Source organism: Brevibacillus centrosporus, assembly GCF_046622605.1.
Lineage (GTDB): Bacteria > Bacillota > Bacilli > Brevibacillales > Brevibacillaceae > Brevibacillus > Brevibacillus centrosporus.
This window is the reverse complement of sequence record NZ_CP176856.1, coordinates 71,283-87,809: the sequence shown is the minus strand read 5'-3', so window position 1 is coordinate 87,809 and position 16,527 is coordinate 71,283. Positions and strand designations below refer to the sequence as shown.

21 protein-coding genes and 1 other RNA gene are annotated in these 16,527 nt (G+C 51.2%); 1 reads left to right on the top strand and 21 read right to left on the bottom strand.

What is annotated here, in order from left to right:
* Positions 1-59 precede the first annotated feature (59 nt).
* The 12 genes from rsmI to ACLIN2_RS00495 all read right to left on the bottom strand — a co-directional run bounded on the left by rsmI (position 60) and on the right by ACLIN2_RS00495 (position 8,772).
* Positions 60-944 carry a 16S rRNA (cytidine(1402)-2'-O)-methyltransferase gene (rsmI, locus tag ACLIN2_RS00550; RefSeq protein ID WP_301173300.1) on the bottom strand — a complete coding sequence of 295 codons (885 nt, stop codon included), beginning with the start codon at positions 942-944 and terminating at the stop codon, positions 60-62.
* Positions 928-1,257, bottom strand: a complete 330-nt coding sequence (locus ACLIN2_RS00545) for a GIY-YIG nuclease family protein (RefSeq protein ID WP_092274910.1) — start codon at positions 1,255-1,257, stop codon at positions 928-930. Before ACLIN2_RS00545 ends, rsmI begins: the two co-directional genes overlap by 17 nt.
* Entirely contained in the window at positions 1,193-1,960 is a 768-nt protein-coding gene (locus ACLIN2_RS00540; protein ID WP_301173239.1) for a tRNA1(Val) (adenine(37)-N6)-methyltransferase, read from the bottom strand. The genes ACLIN2_RS00545 and ACLIN2_RS00540 overlap by 65 nt, the downstream gene beginning before the upstream one ends.
* Positions 1,961-2,052: 92 nt before the next feature.
* Positions 2,053-2,424: a DNA replication initiation control protein YabA gene (gene yabA, locus ACLIN2_RS00535; protein ID WP_092274905.1), complete on the bottom strand. Its 372-nt coding sequence runs from the start codon at positions 2,422-2,424 to the stop codon at positions 2,053-2,055.
* Positions 2,425-2,452: 28 nt separating this feature from the next.
* Complete coding sequence (locus ACLIN2_RS00530; protein WP_301173240.1) at positions 2,453-3,268, bottom strand: PSP1 domain-containing protein; 816 nt, start codon at positions 3,266-3,268, stop codon at positions 2,453-2,455.
* Between the two features lie 2 nt (positions 3,269-3,270).
* Complete coding sequence (gene holB / locus ACLIN2_RS00525; RefSeq protein WP_301173241.1) at positions 3,271-4,251, bottom strand: DNA polymerase III subunit delta'; 981 nt, start codon at positions 4,249-4,251, stop codon at positions 3,271-3,273.
* 16 nt (positions 4,252-4,267) lie between these two features.
* A complete protein-coding gene (locus ACLIN2_RS00520; protein ID WP_092274896.1) occupies positions 4,268-4,714 on the bottom strand; it encodes a YaaR family protein in 447 nt (148 codons plus the stop codon).
* A gap of 103 nt (positions 4,715-4,817) precedes the next feature.
* Entirely contained in the window at positions 4,818-5,147 is a 330-nt protein-coding gene (locus tag ACLIN2_RS00515) for a cyclic-di-AMP receptor (RefSeq protein WP_007719896.1), read from the bottom strand.
* 138 nt (positions 5,148-5,285) lie between these two features.
* The gene (gene tmk / locus ACLIN2_RS00510) at positions 5,286-5,921 is read right to left on the bottom strand and encodes a dTMP kinase (protein ID WP_400588027.1); all 636 of its coding nucleotides are present in this window, start codon (positions 5,919-5,921) and stop codon (positions 5,286-5,288) included.
* A gap of 42 nt (positions 5,922-5,963) precedes the next feature.
* Positions 5,964-7,436: an aminotransferase class I/II-fold pyridoxal phosphate-dependent enzyme gene (locus ACLIN2_RS00505; RefSeq protein ID WP_411503008.1), complete on the bottom strand. Its 1,473-nt coding sequence runs from the start codon at positions 7,434-7,436 to the stop codon at positions 5,964-5,966.
* A 97-nt stretch (positions 7,437-7,533) separates the two neighbouring features.
* Positions 7,534-7,716, bottom strand: a complete 183-nt coding sequence (locus ACLIN2_RS00500) for a sigma factor G inhibitor Gin (RefSeq protein ID WP_092275068.1) — start codon at positions 7,714-7,716, stop codon at positions 7,534-7,536.
* A 60-nt stretch (positions 7,717-7,776) separates the two neighbouring features.
* Complete coding sequence (locus tag ACLIN2_RS00495; RefSeq protein ID WP_411503007.1) at positions 7,777-8,772, bottom strand: hypothetical protein; 996 nt, start codon at positions 8,770-8,772, stop codon at positions 7,777-7,779.
* 191 nt (positions 8,773-8,963) lie between these two features.
* On the opposite strand from ACLIN2_RS00495, the gene ACLIN2_RS00490 reads away from it, so the two are divergent.
* On the top strand, positions 8,964-9,491 hold the full coding sequence (locus ACLIN2_RS00490; protein ID WP_411503006.1) for a hypothetical protein: 528 nt from the start codon (positions 8,964-8,966) through the stop codon (positions 9,489-9,491).
* A 19-nt stretch (positions 9,492-9,510) separates the two neighbouring features.
* Here ACLIN2_RS00490 and ACLIN2_RS00485 read toward each other — a convergent pair whose 3' ends face one another.
* From ACLIN2_RS00485 to ffs, 9 genes are all read right to left on the bottom strand, one after another.
* Positions 9,511-9,777: a pro-sigmaK processing inhibitor BofA family protein gene (locus tag ACLIN2_RS00485; RefSeq protein WP_092274881.1), complete on the bottom strand. Its 267-nt coding sequence runs from the start codon at positions 9,775-9,777 to the stop codon at positions 9,511-9,513.
* A 12-nt stretch (positions 9,778-9,789) separates the two neighbouring features.
* Positions 9,790-10,020, bottom strand: coding sequence for a DUF2508 family protein (locus tag ACLIN2_RS00480; protein ID WP_092274878.1), 231 nt, complete (start codon positions 10,018-10,020; stop codon positions 9,790-9,792).
* 12 nt (positions 10,021-10,032) lie between these two features.
* Positions 10,033-11,007, bottom strand: a complete 975-nt coding sequence (locus ACLIN2_RS00475) for a CPBP family intramembrane glutamic endopeptidase (RefSeq protein WP_411503005.1) — start codon at positions 11,005-11,007, stop codon at positions 10,033-10,035.
* Positions 11,008-11,064: 57 nt separating this feature from the next.
* Entirely contained in the window at positions 11,065-11,547 is a 483-nt protein-coding gene (locus ACLIN2_RS00470; RefSeq protein WP_122961463.1) for an SRPBCC family protein, read from the bottom strand.
* Between the two features lie 80 nt (positions 11,548-11,627).
* Positions 11,628-12,224, bottom strand: a complete 597-nt coding sequence (gene recR / locus ACLIN2_RS00465; protein ID WP_092274871.1) for a recombination mediator RecR — start codon at positions 12,222-12,224, stop codon at positions 11,628-11,630.
* A gap of 30 nt (positions 12,225-12,254) precedes the next feature.
* Positions 12,255-12,566: a YbaB/EbfC family nucleoid-associated protein gene (locus ACLIN2_RS00460; protein ID WP_092275065.1), complete on the bottom strand. Its 312-nt coding sequence runs from the start codon at positions 12,564-12,566 to the stop codon at positions 12,255-12,257.
* 39 nt (positions 12,567-12,605) lie between these two features.
* Complete coding sequence (dnaX, locus tag ACLIN2_RS00455) at positions 12,606-14,306, bottom strand: DNA polymerase III subunit gamma/tau (protein ID WP_411503004.1); 1,701 nt, start codon at positions 14,304-14,306, stop codon at positions 12,606-12,608.
* A gap of 260 nt (positions 14,307-14,566) precedes the next feature.
* The gene (locus ACLIN2_RS00450; RefSeq protein ID WP_092274865.1) at positions 14,567-15,997 is read right to left on the bottom strand and encodes a PAS domain-containing sensor histidine kinase; all 1,431 of its coding nucleotides are present in this window, start codon (positions 15,995-15,997) and stop codon (positions 14,567-14,569) included.
* A gap of 262 nt (positions 15,998-16,259) precedes the next feature.
* An RNA gene (ffs, locus tag ACLIN2_RS00445) (signal recognition particle sRNA large type) lies at positions 16,260-16,524 on the bottom strand.
* Positions 16,525-16,527: the final 3 nt, after the last annotated feature.

Here is a 16,527-nt window from a genome sequence, read left to right as displayed (position 1 = left end):
CCAGAAAATAGAAGCGGCTCTCAGGATGCAAAAAAGCTGGCCGCGAAAGCCAGCCAGCTCTAATCTTCGTCTTGTTCACGATGATACTCGTTGTACACATCTCGTTTGGAGACACCGCGATCATCCGCAGCCTGCTTGATCGCATCCTTTTTGTTCAATCCCTGCTCACAGTACTGGTCGACGTGCTGGGTGACACTGAGCGCTTGCCACCACAAATCTTCCTCCTCTTCCTCGAGAGGACCTGTGTAGCCTTCGACAATCAAGCAAAACTCCCCTCGCGCTTCTCCTTCACGCAGCCACTCAATCAGCTCATCAAGCGTGCCACGCACAAATTCCTCGTAGCGCTTAGTCAGCTCTCTCGCCAGCACTGCCCGTCGATTGCCCCATGCATCCCGGATAGCCACCAGTGTTTTGTCAATTCGATGCGGAGCTTCATAGAAGATGAGCGTTTCCGGATACTTTTTCAATCGCTCCAGCTCTTCGCGGCGCTCCTTGTTTTCTCTGCCCATAAACCCGCAAAATACAAAGCGATCTGTCGGCAGACCTGATGCGATCAATGCCGTTAACCCCGCATTTGCTCCAGGAACTGGGATCACCGGATAACCTGCTGCTGTCGCATCGCGGACCAGATCAGCTCCCGGGTCTGATATCGCCGGCAGCCCTGCATCGCTTACTAATGCGATCTGCTTTCCTTCTGCCAGCCACTGCAAGAGACCATTACCACTCGCTTCCTTATTATGCTCGTGATAGCTGACCGTTCGCTTGTCGATATGAAAATGGTTAAGTAGCTTTCGCGTCTGCCGTGTATCCTCACATGCAATCACATCGACAGAGCGCAGCGTTTCCAGACACCGGACCGTGATATCATCCAAATTTCCAATCGGTGTCGCCACCAGATAGAGGACACCGGTCTGCTCGGACGAAAAGCTACGCTGGATATTCACCATGAGGTCCCTCTCCAATCAATTCTTCTTTTTTCGGGCGGGAGAGCCGTTTGATTCCTTCCTCTCTCCTCAGCCCCCAGGAGCGGTCTGTCCCTTCTTCCCAATACAGCAATTCGACAGGTCCGCGTCCACGGGTGTATTTGGCTCCTTTGCCTTCGTTATGTGCTCGCAGTCGTCTTGGCAGCTCGGTGGTGTAGCCAGTGTAAAGACTCCCGTCCGCACAAGATAAAATGTAAACAAAGTGGCCTTTATGCGAGGGAATCGCGTCTTCCGAAATAGACTTCCTGCAGCTCTTCACAGTATTCCTCTCCATTTTCATAGACAATCAACGGTGGCTGGATCCGCAGCTCCGGCTTGCCTCCCCGCATCCCTTCGATCAGTACCATATTCGGCTCGGCATCACGACGAGGATACACGAGGCGCATCCGCTTCGGCTCGATTCCGTACTGGCGCATCAACGTAATGATCTCAATCAGACGCGTCGAACGGTGCACCATCGCGAGCTTCCCTCCGTTTTTCAGCAGCTGGCTGCCTACACGAATTACCTCTTCCAGAGAGAGCATGATTTCATGGCGGGCGATGGCAAAATGCTCACTGATGTTTTTCTCCCCACTGGTGGCCGGCATATAGGGCGGATTGCAGGTGATCACGTCAAACTTCGCATGACCAAAGCGCTCCACCGCCTCCTTTACATCTCCGTGGTGCATAGTGATGCGCCCTTCCAGCTGGTTCAGCGCTACATTGCGGCTGGCCATGCTGAACAATCGCTCCTGAATTTCGATTCCTTCAAAGGAGGCTTCTGGTGTCCTGGTCGTCATAATGAGCGGGATCGCCCCGTTACCTGTGCAAAAGTCTAGGATACGGCCTCTTTTTGGCGCAGAAGCAAAGCGAGCGAGCAGGACAGCGTCCATCGAAAAACAGAACACTTCATGGCTCTGAATAATTTTCATTTCGTGCGTCAGCAAATCATCGATGCGCTCTGATTCGAAGAGCGGCACATTGGTGACTGGTTCCATCCGTTGTTCATAACCCCTTTGGTTTGCTCATGTATAAAAGCGACCTGACACATGGCCCAGGTCGCTTTTTCATCCGGCTATTGGTACACCGCTTATTTTTGAGGGCCTCCGCTTAAAAACGACAAGCAGAATAAACAATCGCCTTCTTTACGCAAGCTGCCAAAATGCACATTGCAGATATGAAACCCTTCTGCGTAGAGACGAGCAAGATTGTCGTATCCTTCTCCGACGACTGCCTTCTTGGCCTTCTCTTGTGCCACTGGGCGCGTTCCCTTTTGCTTCGGTGAAGTGCTTGTCTTTTTTCTGTCTAGTCGGTTGCGAAGGTGCTGGTTTTCAACGAGTAATTGGGCGTTTTCCTCCATCAAAACTACGATGACGTCTTTCAACTCACCGATTTCTTTGTAAAGGTCCCCAATTCGTTCTTCAATGCTCGCCATCTTGACGAAGATTTCCCGTTTGTCCACTCGCTCACCTCTCCCCTACTCCCATCTTTTATTCAAAAGTGGGAAGCCCTATCGCAATCTCATCTAGCCCAAACTCTGTGATCTTTTTATCGATCGAAAGCTCTACTTGAACGGATTGGTCGAGTACATTCACGGATACGACGCGTCCGTTCCCCATCGGGGTGCTTACGACTTTTCCGATGTCAGGCATCTCATCGCGCGTGCTCTCGTAGTTGTCGTTCTCGTATTTTAAACAGCACATCAATCTGCCGCAAAGTCCGGAGATCTTCGCTGGATTCAACGAAAGGTTTTGATCCTTGGCCATTTTAATCGAAACGGGCTCAAAATCGCCGAGGAATGTAGAACAGCAAAGCAATCGTCCACAGGGCCCGATACCGCCGAGCATTTTCGCTTCATCGCGAACGCCGATCTGGCGAAGCTCGATGCGGGTACGGAATACGGACGCCAAATCTTTAACCAGCTCACGAAAATCAACGCGTCCATCTGCCGTAAAGTAGAAGATGATCTTGTTGCGGTCGAATGTGTACTCCACATCAACCAGCTTCATGTCCAGCTTGTGCTCCCTGATCTTGGTCTGACAGACGGAAAATGCATTCTTGGCGGCCTGCCTGTTTTCGTCCACCTGCTTGGCATCTTTGTCGTCAGCGACCCGAATCACTTTCTTCAGCGGCAATACCACATCGGAATCCGCTACCTGCTTTTTTCCGATGACAACCTTGCCGTATTCGACTCCTCGCGCTGTTTCCACGATGACGGTACAATCTTTCTCGATTGGCAGTCGGTCAGGGTCGAAGTAATATATTTTGCCCGCTTTTTTAAAGCGGACTCCAACAACCTCGTACAAGGTTATCCCTCCTGAATTTGAAGAACCAACCGCTCAAGAGCCAACTGTGCGTTGGCATTTCGCTCTATCCGATTTTTCGTTTCCATGACCAAATCTATCCCGTGCAAGAGCTCAGCTTTTGTCCATACCAGTGCTTGTCCTTGCAGCACATCCTGTTGGTCGCTGTTAATGAGATGGGCATGCCTGCCTACTTGCACATACAGGATATCGCGCAGCCAAAGGATGAGCAAATCTAAAAAGAGGGGTAGTTCCTCTTTAATTTTGTCGCTCTTTTGCAACATATCATGGATGGTAAAAAGCGCAGACGAATTGCGTTGTTTGCACTCCTGAATCAATTGTATCACTAGATTTCTCAGCTGTGCAAACGATTCTGATTGGCTGAGCACCTTGGCCTCTTCCACATTTGTCGTAATGTGGGAAGCAACCTGTGCCATGCCTGCCAAAACGCCTTCTCTTCGCAGTTCTACGGCGATTGCTTCTGCAGAAAGTGGGGAAAATTGTACGATTTGGCAACGCGACAAAATCGTAGGGAGCATCGCATGACTGTGCTCGGTAAGCAGCAGGGCCAGCACACCAGCAGGCGGCTCCTCCAAAAACTTGAGCAAGCTGTTGGCTGCCTGTGTCGTCATTTTATCGACATGCTCAATGATGTACACCTTGTGCTGGGATTCTACCGCTCGCATCGCCATTTCCTTTTGCAAGGCACGGATCTGGTCGATTTTAATAGAAGCTCCATCTGGTGTAATGAACAGCACATCGGGATGGTTGCCCCCCTCGATGCGCCTGCATGTAAGACAGGCCCCGCAGGCGTCAGCCTCCCTCTCCGGACAAAACAGGGATTTCGCCAGATGCAGGGCCATCTGCTTTTTGCCCGCGCCCTTGGGACCTGCTAGCAAGTAAGCATGCGCCAGCCGTTCGTTGCGAAGGCTATGGTACAGCAGCTCGGAAGCTCGAGGCTGCTGGGTAAATTGTGTCCATGTCATGTTTCTCAACACCTAACTAAAAGTACAGGTTGATCAGCATACCGCGAATCTCACCAATGCGGGCGAGCAAGTCGATCATCGGAGCTTGATCACTGAGCAGCTCATCGGTTAGTTTGAGCAGCTCCGCATCTACTTCTTTCACGATCTTGTACAGCCTGCTGCGGCCACGCCGGTTCATCCCCCGTCGATCGTCTAAGGCGATACCGTATTTGACGGCTTCCTCCATGAACTGTTTGACGAGATTTTTATAGGAATAAAAGTCACGTACGGAGCGGGAACGAGCTAAAATCTGCCCTTGCTTGTCGATATCAGACAGCAGCCGGTTCAACCGCTCCTGGGACATGCGTTCATCTTCACCTTGCACCATCGTGCCAAAATTCAGCTTTTCCAGCTGAGGATTTCTACGTGTATCTGCCGTTTTTACCATGTCCAGTTTAGGCCGAAGACCATCGCTGATTTTCAAATCGCCACCTCCGCATCCGATTCACAGTCTTTTTGTCCCCATGAGAATCAGTATATACGAAAGTGGCGAAAAAAGAGAGCAGGAACTACTTGAAAGAGAGCATTTAAAAAGAGTGGAATTCTCCGACGTCGAGTACGAATACGGCAGCTCCGCCTACCTGCACTTCCAGTGGATAAGGCATAAAGGAGTCTACGGCATTGCTGAGTGGGGATACAGGAGTGACCATCTGTTTACGGGATTTGCAGTTATGCGCAATGATGTCGATTACTTCCGGCACGCTTTCGTCAGACGTACCGATCAAGAATGTTGTGTTACCAGCGCGTAAAAAACTACCGGTACTAGCTAGCTTGGTAGCTCGAAACCCTTTTTTCACCAGCTGCTGAGACAGACGACCACTATCTTTGTCTTGGACGACCGCAACTACCATTTTCATCGGCTATCACCCTTTCCGCAAATAATCATTCCCATTAGGATGCTTGGTGTTTCATTGTATGATAAACATGTGGGCGTGGTACGATATTCTTCCTAAACATATTATACAGCATGTACGCGCTGAAACGGTACTGTCACCTTACAGTCTTGCAGTCAAAGCTGCCAAAGCGTCCGCGTACACCTGCTCCTCCGACTGACCGGCATCGATCATAACAAAGCGCTCAGGATCTCGCGCTATTGCCAGCTGGTAGCCTTCCCGGACGAGCTCGTGAAAACGCATCCCCTCCAGATCGAGACGATTTACCTCGCGCCCTCTCGCAGCATTAATTCTCGCCAATCCCACCTCGGGCTGGACGTCGAAAAACAGCGTCAGCTCTGGCATGCAGTCCCCTACAGCAAACTTGTTGATCGCGTACACTTCATCGATGCCCAATCCACGTGCATGTCCCTGATAAGCCAGGCTGCTATCGATAAACCGGTCGCAGAGCACCAGCTTGCCAGCTTCGAGAGCAGGCAGTACTTTCTCGGCCAAGTGCTGACTACGAGCAGCTGCATACAGCAAGGATTCCGTTCTTTTGTCCATTTGGGTATGCGCTGGATTTAAAATAATTTCGCGAATTTGCTCCGCAATCTCGATACCACCGGGCTCCCTGGTCAGGAGCACGTCCATACCTCGTTTACGCAGCTCCTCGTAAAGCCGTGCGATGATCGTGGATTTCCCCGCTCCTTCACCACCTTCCACCGTGATAAAACGACCTTTTTTTCCTGTTGTCACTTCTAGACTCCTCCCAGATCGGTTAAATCGCTTGTCGCTTGCTTATCGAAGTACTTGAATCGTCTGCAGCTGGTCGTCCTGTACACCATGAAAACGGGTCTGTCCCTTCCGGAGCTCGAGGAGCATCGCCAATCCTTGGGCATCCACACGCTCACCTGGGACGAGAACAGGGATTCCAGGCGGATAAGGAATCACCATTTCCGCGACTACTCTTCCCAGCGAGTGGTCCAACAGGATGGATTCCTTTGGTAAATCGACGGCCTCATCCATCGGTAAGACCTGCTCACGCAAATAATGCGAGGAGACAACACCTGCCTCCAAAATGCGCTCTGACCCCGGCTCGACCTCTATATCCAAGGATTCCAGCAGCCGAGCCAACGAGTCCAGATCACGGGCGCAGGTCCCTGCTGATGCTGCCAGCAGCACATGAGCAGAATCGGCCAGCTCAGGAAAAATTCCGTGCTTTTCCATGATGTGCTGCAAGGCAAAACCGTTTATTTGCTCCGTACGTACGTGTAAAAACAGCTTCAAAGGATCAAGAGTCGCGTAAACACTGCTGGCATCGAGCTGCGGCCACTCCAGCCATTCCAGCCTGCCGGTACGCTCCCGCAGCTTGTCCAGCTGAGGCAAAAGCCGCTCCCATTCCTCGTGGGCTTCCTGCACCAAATGACGGCGGGCCAAATCGAGCGAAGCCATCAGTACATAAGAGGGGCTCGATGATTGAATCATGGCCAAATACCGAAACAGTCGCTCCCGATCAATCCGCTCCCCCTGCATGTGCAGCATCGAGGACATCGTCATCGCCGAAGTCATTTTATGCGTGGACTGCACGGCTGCATCGGCACCGGACTGCATCGCAGAAAGCGGAAAGGCCGGATGGAAGCCAAAATGGGAACCGTGTGCCTCATCAATCAAAAGAGGAATGCCGTGCCTGTGTACGGTAGCTGCCATTTTCTCCAGGTCGATTCCCATTCCATAGTAGGTCGGGTTCGTCAAAAAGACTGCCTTGGCGTCGGGATGTGCTTGCAGGGCTCGTTCTACATCCTCACGCCTGACTCCGGCAGCCACTCCGGTAGCCAGATCTACGGCAGGAACCAGAAAGATGGGCGTTGCTCTTGCCATGATAATCCCGTGATAAACGGATTTGTGGCAATTGCGTTGGACGAGAATCTTGTCCCCTGGTCGGCATACCGTCATGATCAACGCGAGATTCCCTACCGTACTGCCCCCGATGAGAAACCGCGTCTCCTCTGCACCGAACGCCTCGGCTGCAAGCTGCTGCGCCTCGGCGATCACACCCTCCGGCTGATGCAGATCGTCGGTACCGTTGATTTCCGTAAGATCGATTTCCAATATACTTTGAAACCTGTGTTTGCCTTCTCTGTCAAAGCTATGTCCCATTTTATGTCCCGGAACATGAAACGGATGCGGGCGACGTTTGACGTGCCGTTCCAGCTGTTCATACAGGGGGGCTCGCTTTTGCCGCTCCCGAAAATCAGCATGTTTCCCCAACACGTATGGCTCACGTCCTTTATTGAAATGAATTACCCACTATTTTAGCATGATTTGGCATGAAAAAAGGCATCGGGATTTATCCGTTGCCTTTTTTCCTTCACGCATCTTTCCGTAGCCATATTCTCCGCATCTGGTGAATAAAGAACGGGTACTTTTCATCCTGCACGTCCGTGTTCACCATTTCCTGCTCGCATCTTTCGCAAATAAACTGCTCACAGATGGCGATTCCGTCGCTGCGCTCCAGTTCACAGACGATACATCGCTGAGCAATCTTTTCCATAGTATGAACGCCTGCCCTTTTCCTCAATCTACCAAACATTATACCCCATTATAATCAGCATCATTCCCAAACGTTCGTCTTTTCGCCGATAGCTCGGTAGCTGTGGAGCAAGCTGCGTGCTTCCTGAAGTGGAAAACAAGCGCAAGCGTCTAGAACAATCGCTTGTTTCATACATAGAACCAACTCGTGCAGCGGCAGTCCCCTGATGATACCGTCCGGTTTGCCAATCACCAGTAAATCTGCGTCTTTCAGTGCTTTTTCCCACGTCCTGTTCGTTGTCCATTCCGGAAAGATGTCGTTCGGAATTGACTCATCCTCTTGGGTAACCAAGCATACCTCTTTTCCCTGCAACCAGCTTTTATCCATCTCTCTCCAAAGCACAGCAGGACCCCATAGCGCGACTCGATGCACGTTCGACTTTTCTGCTACAAGCCTACCTTCCCGCTCAATCCACTGCATCACGCGCCGGTGGTCCAAACGTTCGGGATACAGCCAGTCCTGCCCTACTCTTCGGTCCATTCCCATCGCGCGCGCTACGGTTTGTAGAGAGATACCCTCCTGATCGCATACTTCTCCGAGCTCCACAAAAAAACGTTCCTTCCACACAAAATAGAGCGGCAGCTGACGGACTGCCTCGTCCACCTCCTTCGCTTTACAGACCAGCGACACCCGTTGACTTTTGGCAAGCGACCGACAGAGCGTACGCACCCAGAATCCATCTGCGGTACCACCGATCAACGCCTTTTCTCCGTCTGCCACCAGCGCCATCCTGACGACCTCCCATGCTTCATCGCCATCGCTGTTGTCGACCAATCGCTGTGCCCAGCCATATGGGATGCTCGGGCCATATAATAGCAGCAGTCCAGGAGTCGCACTTAATACAGGAAGCGCCTCTTCCCAAGCCCCCTGTGACGCCTCTTTGGTCAGCAGCACTCCATCCACCTTTTGTCTAGTCCACTCCGCCTGCTTTCCATAAGGGATCAGCTGTATGCCGCAAGCTTTCAAATCCCGACTCACCACCGAAGTGATCTCCTCTGACAAAGCCAGTAATCGCAAATCCGTACCTCCTCTACCTTCCTCCCTATCCTACCCATTCTTCCCTGCCGCTCATGCCATGGGCGCACACCAGCAAAAAAGCCGCCGGCAACGCCAACGGCTGAAATCTTTCCCATCTGATTCTTTTTCATCCAGGATGTCTGTGCGATAATAAAAATCGAAATCAAGGCTTGTCAGAGAGGAAGTGACGTATGAAGGAACCAATCAGTCAAACCATCTACAGCTACAAACTCCTATACCGCTTTCGTTGGGGTGTGATTGGTTACATGCTTCAATGGCTGCTGATGGGCTCGTCCTTGATCGGCATCTCCCTGTATCTGAGCATACCTGTTGCCAGGCTGATCGTCACACTCGCGATACTGCCAGCGATAGCCATCTGTCATCTCATCCTTTTTCGTCTCTACGCCCAGATGCGTATGCACAAGCCGCAAACGACAGCGGACATGCTCGTCTCACCTTGGTGGGGAAGTGGCTATCGCCTACCGGTTCCTCTAACCGTCTATCGCACAGGGGAGAGCACCGTTTTGTTCGGCTGCCTGCTTCTCGCTGCAGCTGCCTATGTATGGCTGCCCGTCGAATACGGCTTGACCTTGCTCAGCGGCACTATGGTTCTATCACTCCCTCGACTGCTGGCGCTGCTCGCGTCCTTTCGCCAGCCCAAGCAGTGCCGGGTAAAATACGAAAACCGCGGCGTCGCCTTCCTGCTTACGGATGGATAAAGCCTTCGTGCTCTGCTCGCTACATCACCCAAAGCTTGATAACTACGAGGGCTGCCAGGCCAGGGAGCCGCAGAAAACCAGCAAGCAATGCCGTAACCGGATTGATCGGGATGTGAAAGCTGGCAAGCTCCCCGACCAGATTGGCAAAGAACAGCAGGATGGCTCCGATCACCAATTGCATGATTCCAAAGCCAATCCAACGTACGGGGCCCGTCACCGATTTACTGGCCGCAATGACGAGTAAGATCCCCGCAATAATCAGCCCAACAACCCATCCCGTTTCCATGAGCTTTCCCCCTTACGCTTGCTTACGATGATGCTCCCGCTTCGCTTGCGAGAGAAGATACATATAGCGTTTCTCCGTCAACTGCAAATAGTAAATCGCATCATCCAAGCCGCCATCCGGCTCGCTGATCTCAACCAAATGGCGGGCGTGCTGCCAATCCTGTCTCGCCTGATTGACCGCAGCATCCAACCCCCCTGCGTCTACGTCGATCAGTATTCTCGTTTTCTTCCCCCACCTGCTCACCTGTGTACCTCCTTATTGAAAGTAGTACAGTACGCCAGTCAGATTGTTGACGGCATGCAGCAAAACCGCACCCCATATTGAGTCATAGCGATGGCGGACAAATCCCAATCCAAGCCCAATTACAAAGAGTGGGACAAACAAAGCCAAATCAATATGCAGCAGCGCAAACCATAGGCTGCTCAAGACAATGCCTATGACCGCTCCCACGCGTCGCACCAAGTACGTTTGGATAACTCCGCGAAACAGGATCTCTTCTGCGATAGGAACCATAATTCCAATCACGAGAAAGGACGCCGCTGCTGCCAGCATATCCGTCTGCTTTGCCTGCACAATCTCTTTTTCAATTTGCTGCTCACGCTCAGATGAGAGGGATAGCCCAAGCCAGTCCGACAATGGATTGGTTATCGCCACGTCCAAAACCTTGGCAATAAAAAGAAACAGAATCAACAGTGTGATGAGCATCCGTCCAAGCTGCGCAGGTCGTCGTACGCCGATTTCCCCCAAACGCCCCCGGAACCAAAGCGGGATCACAATCAGAAGAAACATTTGAAACGAAGCCGATTCAAAAGCCCCTCCGATGGTCCCCTCCGTAAAGAGAGTCCCTTCGAGAATCAAACCGTACAAGATCAGTGTGCATGTCTGAAATACATGCATCCATGCCACCATGTGCAGCACGTCATTGCCCGTCAAATCGCGGTCTCCCCAGTGCCATAGCGAGAAGCGACTTTGCTTCCACACACTGAGTACAAACCCCATCGCTCCGATCAAGCTAAGAGCCGTGATGATCAGCACCGTCAGCGATAGCCACATGGGCGGCTGCTCCATCGTCGATGCGACCCAGCGCCCGTCTTCTCCCCGGTAGAAACGTATGACGGAAAACTCTGCGGCAAACATCAGCCAATACCCTATAAACAGCATGATCGCCCACGGAGTAGACCGATGTCTCTCTGGCTCGATCCGCAGCGACATTCCCGGTCCTGTCACCATCTCTTCACGCTCCTATCTTCACTCTATGTCTCGTCCCACAAAAAAAGTCCGGTATTCTCAGACCTTCTTTTCTTCCATCTGCTTGAACTGCTTCTCTGCGACTTGCTTTAAATAGAGATTCCTCTCCAGCAGAAACCGTGTCATGTAAGCCTCCAGGACTAGCCTGTCCACGATTCTTCCCAGGAGCCCAAGCGGTGACGTATAGTCGAATGTATCGAGCATGCGGGTTCGATTTTTTCCAACGGGAATGAATTCATGCTCATGCCGAAAGCATTTGAATGCTCCGGAGACCATTTCATCGACAAAATAACGCGGCTGCTCCATCTCTGTAATTTTAGCCGTCAAACGCTGCTTGATGCCAAAGTGCACGGCCTCCCAGGTCACAGACTCTCCCAGCTCGATCAGACCGCTCGTTACGCCGCCTATCGCCTTCTCGCCCGTCTTGGCTGTTGACTCCATATGCAAATCAATACTTCTCGCTGCATCAAAACACACCTGCTGCGGTGCTTCAATCATCAGCTCCGAACGGATGACAGGCATCCCGTTTCCCTCCCTGCTTGGGTTCAAACATTCGCACAAAGCAAAAAAGACAGGTTCCCCCGTCTTTTAAGTTACTGCTCCTATAGCTCACGCCGACCTTCCAATGCTTTGGTCAACGTCACTTCATCTGCGTATTCCAGATCGCCGCCCACCGGCAATCCATGGGCAATGCGTGTGACCCGGATTCCGAAAGGCTTGATCAGACGAGAAATGTACATCGCTGTCGCTTCCCCTTCGATGTTGGGATTTGTCGCCAGGATGACCTCTTTGACTTGCTCGTCACTGAGGCGTTTCAAGAGATCCGGGATGCGAATATCTTCCGGACCGATTCCGTCCATGGGTGAGATCGCACCATGCAGCACGTGATAGTAGCCTTCGAATTCTCTCGTCTTCTCCATCGCCACCACATCCTTGGGCTCCTGTACCACGCAGATAACGGAGCCGTCTCTGCGCTTGTCCCTGCAAATGTGGCAAGGATCGAGATCCGTGATGTTGTTGCAAACGGAACAATAGTGCAGCTGGCGTTTGGCATTCACGAGCGCCTTTGCCAGGTCCAGTACATCGTCCTCTTTCATGTTCAGAACAAAAAAGGCAAGCCGCCCAGCGGTCTTGGGACCGATGCCGGGCAGTTTCATGAAGCCTTCGATCAGCTTGGATACCGGTTCTGGATAGAACATCGCGTCTGCTCCTTCAACTTCCTAATTCATTTAGAACAAACCTGGGATGTTCATTCCTCCTGTGAATTTGCCCATGTCTTTTGCCATCAGTTCGTCTGCTTTGCGCAGAGCGTCATTCACTGCAGTCAGCACGAGGTCTTGCAGCATTTCCACATCGTCTGGATCGATTACTTCAGGTTTGATGACGATTTCTTTTACTTGCTTGTGGCCGTCTGCTTTTACCAGAACAGCGCCACCACCAGCAGAGCCTTCGACCACTTTATCTTTCAGAGCTTCTTGCGCCTTTTGCATTTCTTCTTGCATTTTCTTTACTTGCTTCATCATTTGTTGCATTTGCTGCATGTTTTTCATGTGAGAGTCCTCCCTTTATTTGGTGTAGCTTCAGTCTTTTACTTCAACAAGATCTTCACCCACGAGCTTGATGGCTTCCATTAAGAACGGGTCTTGCTGTTCTTCGGCAGGCGTATCCTTCTGCCCTACCTGCTGCTCGACTGACTGCCATTCCTCTTCCATGATGGAGAGAAGCTGCAAGGGTCTTCCCAGCACACTTTGCAAAACTCGTTCAACGACGCCTTTCAGTTCAGGCTCCATGGTTTTATCACAGTGGATGGGACTGGTGAATGTAACCACCACTGAATCACTCGAGGCAGCAACAGGCTGACCGTTTACCAGCCAAGCCTGGTACTGGATTTTCACTTTTTTCAGATCGGTCAATATCTGGCTCCATTGTCCGCGCACCTGACGGGTCAGGTTTTCGTCCATTGCTTTGGCTACCTCACGCACTCTGTTCATCGAGGTACGCGAGCCGCCCCCTGCAGCAGCAATACGCTTTGGCTCCACTTTTCGTGGCTCCTCCGATTTTTGCGTCGGCAAGCTTACCTGCCCCTGCAATACTTGTGTGAGCCTCTCTTCCAAGACACGAATCCGATTTGCCATGCCATTTACTTCTTCATGATTCACTTGCACAGCTGCAGCAGCTGGTGCCCCCGCTTGCTGTGCAGTCGGCTGACAAAGTTTGACCAGCGTCAGCTCTACCAGCACTCTGGCGTACGTAGACCATTTTAGCTGAGATAGCGCCTGGTTGCACGTTTCGATCGCCGCGTACAACTCGGGAAAGCCGTAAAGCTCGGCTACGTGGGAGAATTGATCGTCAATCATCGTCCTCTCCACGATCTCCTCCAATTGAGGGGCCGTCTTCAAGAGCAGCATATCACGATAGTAATACAGAAAATCGTGCAGAAACTGCTCAGGGTCTTTCCCTTGCACCATGATCTGATCGAACTGCTCCATGACCTGTGCTACGTCACGTTCGGCGATGGACCGTGCCAGGACAGAAAAATACGTCTGGGAAACGGTTCCCGTGATCTGCATGATGTCGCTAGCTCGCACTTCGTCACGGCTAAAGCTGATCGCCTGGTCCAGCAGACTAAGAGCATCACGTGCACCGCCCTCCGCCATTTTGGCTACGAGCTGAAGCGCTTGTTCTTCGACTCGAACTCCTTGCGATTGGCAAATCTTTTGAAGCAGATTGACCATTACCTTTAGCGGAATCCGATGAAAATCGAAACGCTGGCAACGAGAAATAATGGTCGCAGGCAGCTTATGTGGCTCCGTTGTCGCCAAAATGAAAATGACGTGCGAAGGCGGTTCTTCCAGCGTTTTTAACAGCGCATTAAACGCCTCCGTCGTCAGCATATGCACTTCGTCAATGATGTACACCTTGTACTTGACATCGCTTGGGGCAAATTTGACTTTATCGCGAATATCGCGAATTTCTTCTACCCCACGGTTGGACGCGGCGTCAATCTCGAGTACATCTGTCACAGAGCCGCTTGTAATCGCCCGACAAGAACCGCATTCATTACACGGCTCACCGTCAATCGGCTGTTCACAGTTCACTGCTTTGGACATGATTTTCGCCGCACTGGTCTTACCCGTACCACGGGGACCATTGAACAAATAGGCATGGGAAAGCCGTCCTTCACGCAAAGCATTGCGCAAAGTAATCGTCACATGTTCTTGTCCGACAACATCCTGAAACGTCTGCGGTCGGTATACGCGATACAGCGCAGTATAAGCCATGTTCGTGTGACACTCCCCATCTGACAGTCCTCTTCTATATCCTTTTCATTATACACTATTGGCCTAGTTGGTACTAGGAAACTTGGATACGCCAATGGGCGGAGCCATAGTACCCAAAGGGCATAAGTCTCGCTTCTCTCACTTTGTTCGAAGTCTCGCTATGTTGCGCATGTACTGGATAGGAATCCTATAATTACTATCTGTACAAAGAAAACGCCCCATACACAAGGCTGCGCGGGACGCTTTCGCTTCTTCGTTTTTTACAGGTAAGGGAGCATGATATGAAAGGTTGTACCGTATCCTTTGGACGAGACGCGGATTTGCCCTCCGATATCGTGAATGATCTTCTGGCACACAGAAAGACCCAAGCCTGTTCCTTCTTCTTTGGTTGTGAAAAACGGGTCGAAAATCTTGTCGATGATGTAGAGAGGGATACCTGGCCCCGAATCGTGGATGTCGATGCTCACTTTGTCGCCATCCTGGTCGATGTGATGGGAAATGTGCAGAGTTCCTTGCTCGCCCATGGCCTCGATGCCGTTTTTGCAGATATTGAGGAATACCTGCTTGAGCAGCTCATTGTCCCCCACTACCATCGGAAGCTTGCCATTGGAGGTAAACTTCACGTCGATTCCATACAGGATTGCCTGTGATTCCACGATTGGCAAAATCTCTGCGAACACGGTATTGAGGTCCACCATGGAATACTGGATATTGCGCGGCTTGCTCAGCAAGAGAAACTCGCTCACCAGGGAATTAATCCGATTAATCTCAGTCAGCATGATTTCCGTGTATGCCTTTTCCCGATCCATCCCGCTTTCCGCAAACGATTGCAAGAACATTTGCAAAAATCCTTTGATAGATGTAAGCGGGTTACGGATTTCATGGGCTGTACCGGCAGCGATTTGCCCGATCATGGCTAACCGTTCGTTTCGTTCCAGCTTTTGCTCAAAGGAGCGCAGATTTGTAATATCTTTAAAAAGGACAAAAGCGCCTACCGTTTTCCCTGTCTCGTCCTGCAGTGTATTGGCATCTACGATCAGTTCATAGCGCTGATTGTCGTTGGTCCATGACGTGGCGATATTGTGCAATTTGACCCCTTCCAGCAGCTCTTTTTTAATGAGCCGATGCTGCTCCGGAATCCCCGCGAAAACACGGTCGATGTGTTTGTTGATGACCTGCAGGCGCTCCATACCTAGGAGCTTGCATGCCGTCTGGCTCGCCTCAATGATGTGGCCCTGTTCATCGAGTATAAACAAACCGAGGCTGGTGTCGTGTGTCAGCTTCGTCAGCAGTCGTTGAGACAACGCATGGTTGGTTTCCTGTGCCAACTGGAACAGATGAATCAAATACAAAGGCTGTTCGGTTTGCTGCACCAAAATCATCGCAGGGGTTTTTCCACACTTTCCTTGCCGATTCAGCCATTCCACTTCCACACTACATTCAAGCTGCTCTTCCTTTTGCAGGTGCTCGTCGTACATCTGTTCCATCGTACCATCAAAAGGAAGGATGATTTGAAACGGCCGATTGACAAGTTGATCGCGTGAAAATCCGGTTACGCGAAGCAATTGTTCGTTTACCTCTACGATACTACCCGCCTCATTCACCAGTAAAACAGCAGTAGGCAGTTGATGCATGAAATTCTGCAATCGTCTGGACGAGCCAACGAGATGTAGCGAAAAAGATGCACTCACAGCTTGTCCCCCCTGACCTATGGCGTATTTCAACGTGCAGGAAAGTACCTATTATCTCCCTCTTAAAAAATTTCGCGAAGAACCTCGTAAAACCTGCCCTGCAGCTTGTTCAAGAGGATAGAAATGTTTCGCTGTTTATCGTCAAAAAACAACAAAAAAAACGTGGGTCGATTGGAAAAGTTGGCAGGATGGACTTGAAGTGTGTAACAAAAATAGCATGCCTCCCGAAGGAAACATGCTATTGCTTTGTCGATATTAGGTACCGTGCACCTATCTTCGATAATCCTCATCCAAGCGTTACTTATGGCAGCAGCTCAGACCAGGCTGCCCTGCGGCACACGCGATGATCCACTTATGGCTGCTTCCTTCCGGACCTGACCAGGTTCATGGGTTCGCGTTGCACAGGACCCGATCCTCAACACCGCCGCCATAAGGCAGCCTCACATGAGGAAACCTATGATAGGAATTCAACCCTGCTATTGCGGATTGCAGGTTACAGGGCACCGCAACCTCCCCGTCTAGCACGGTAC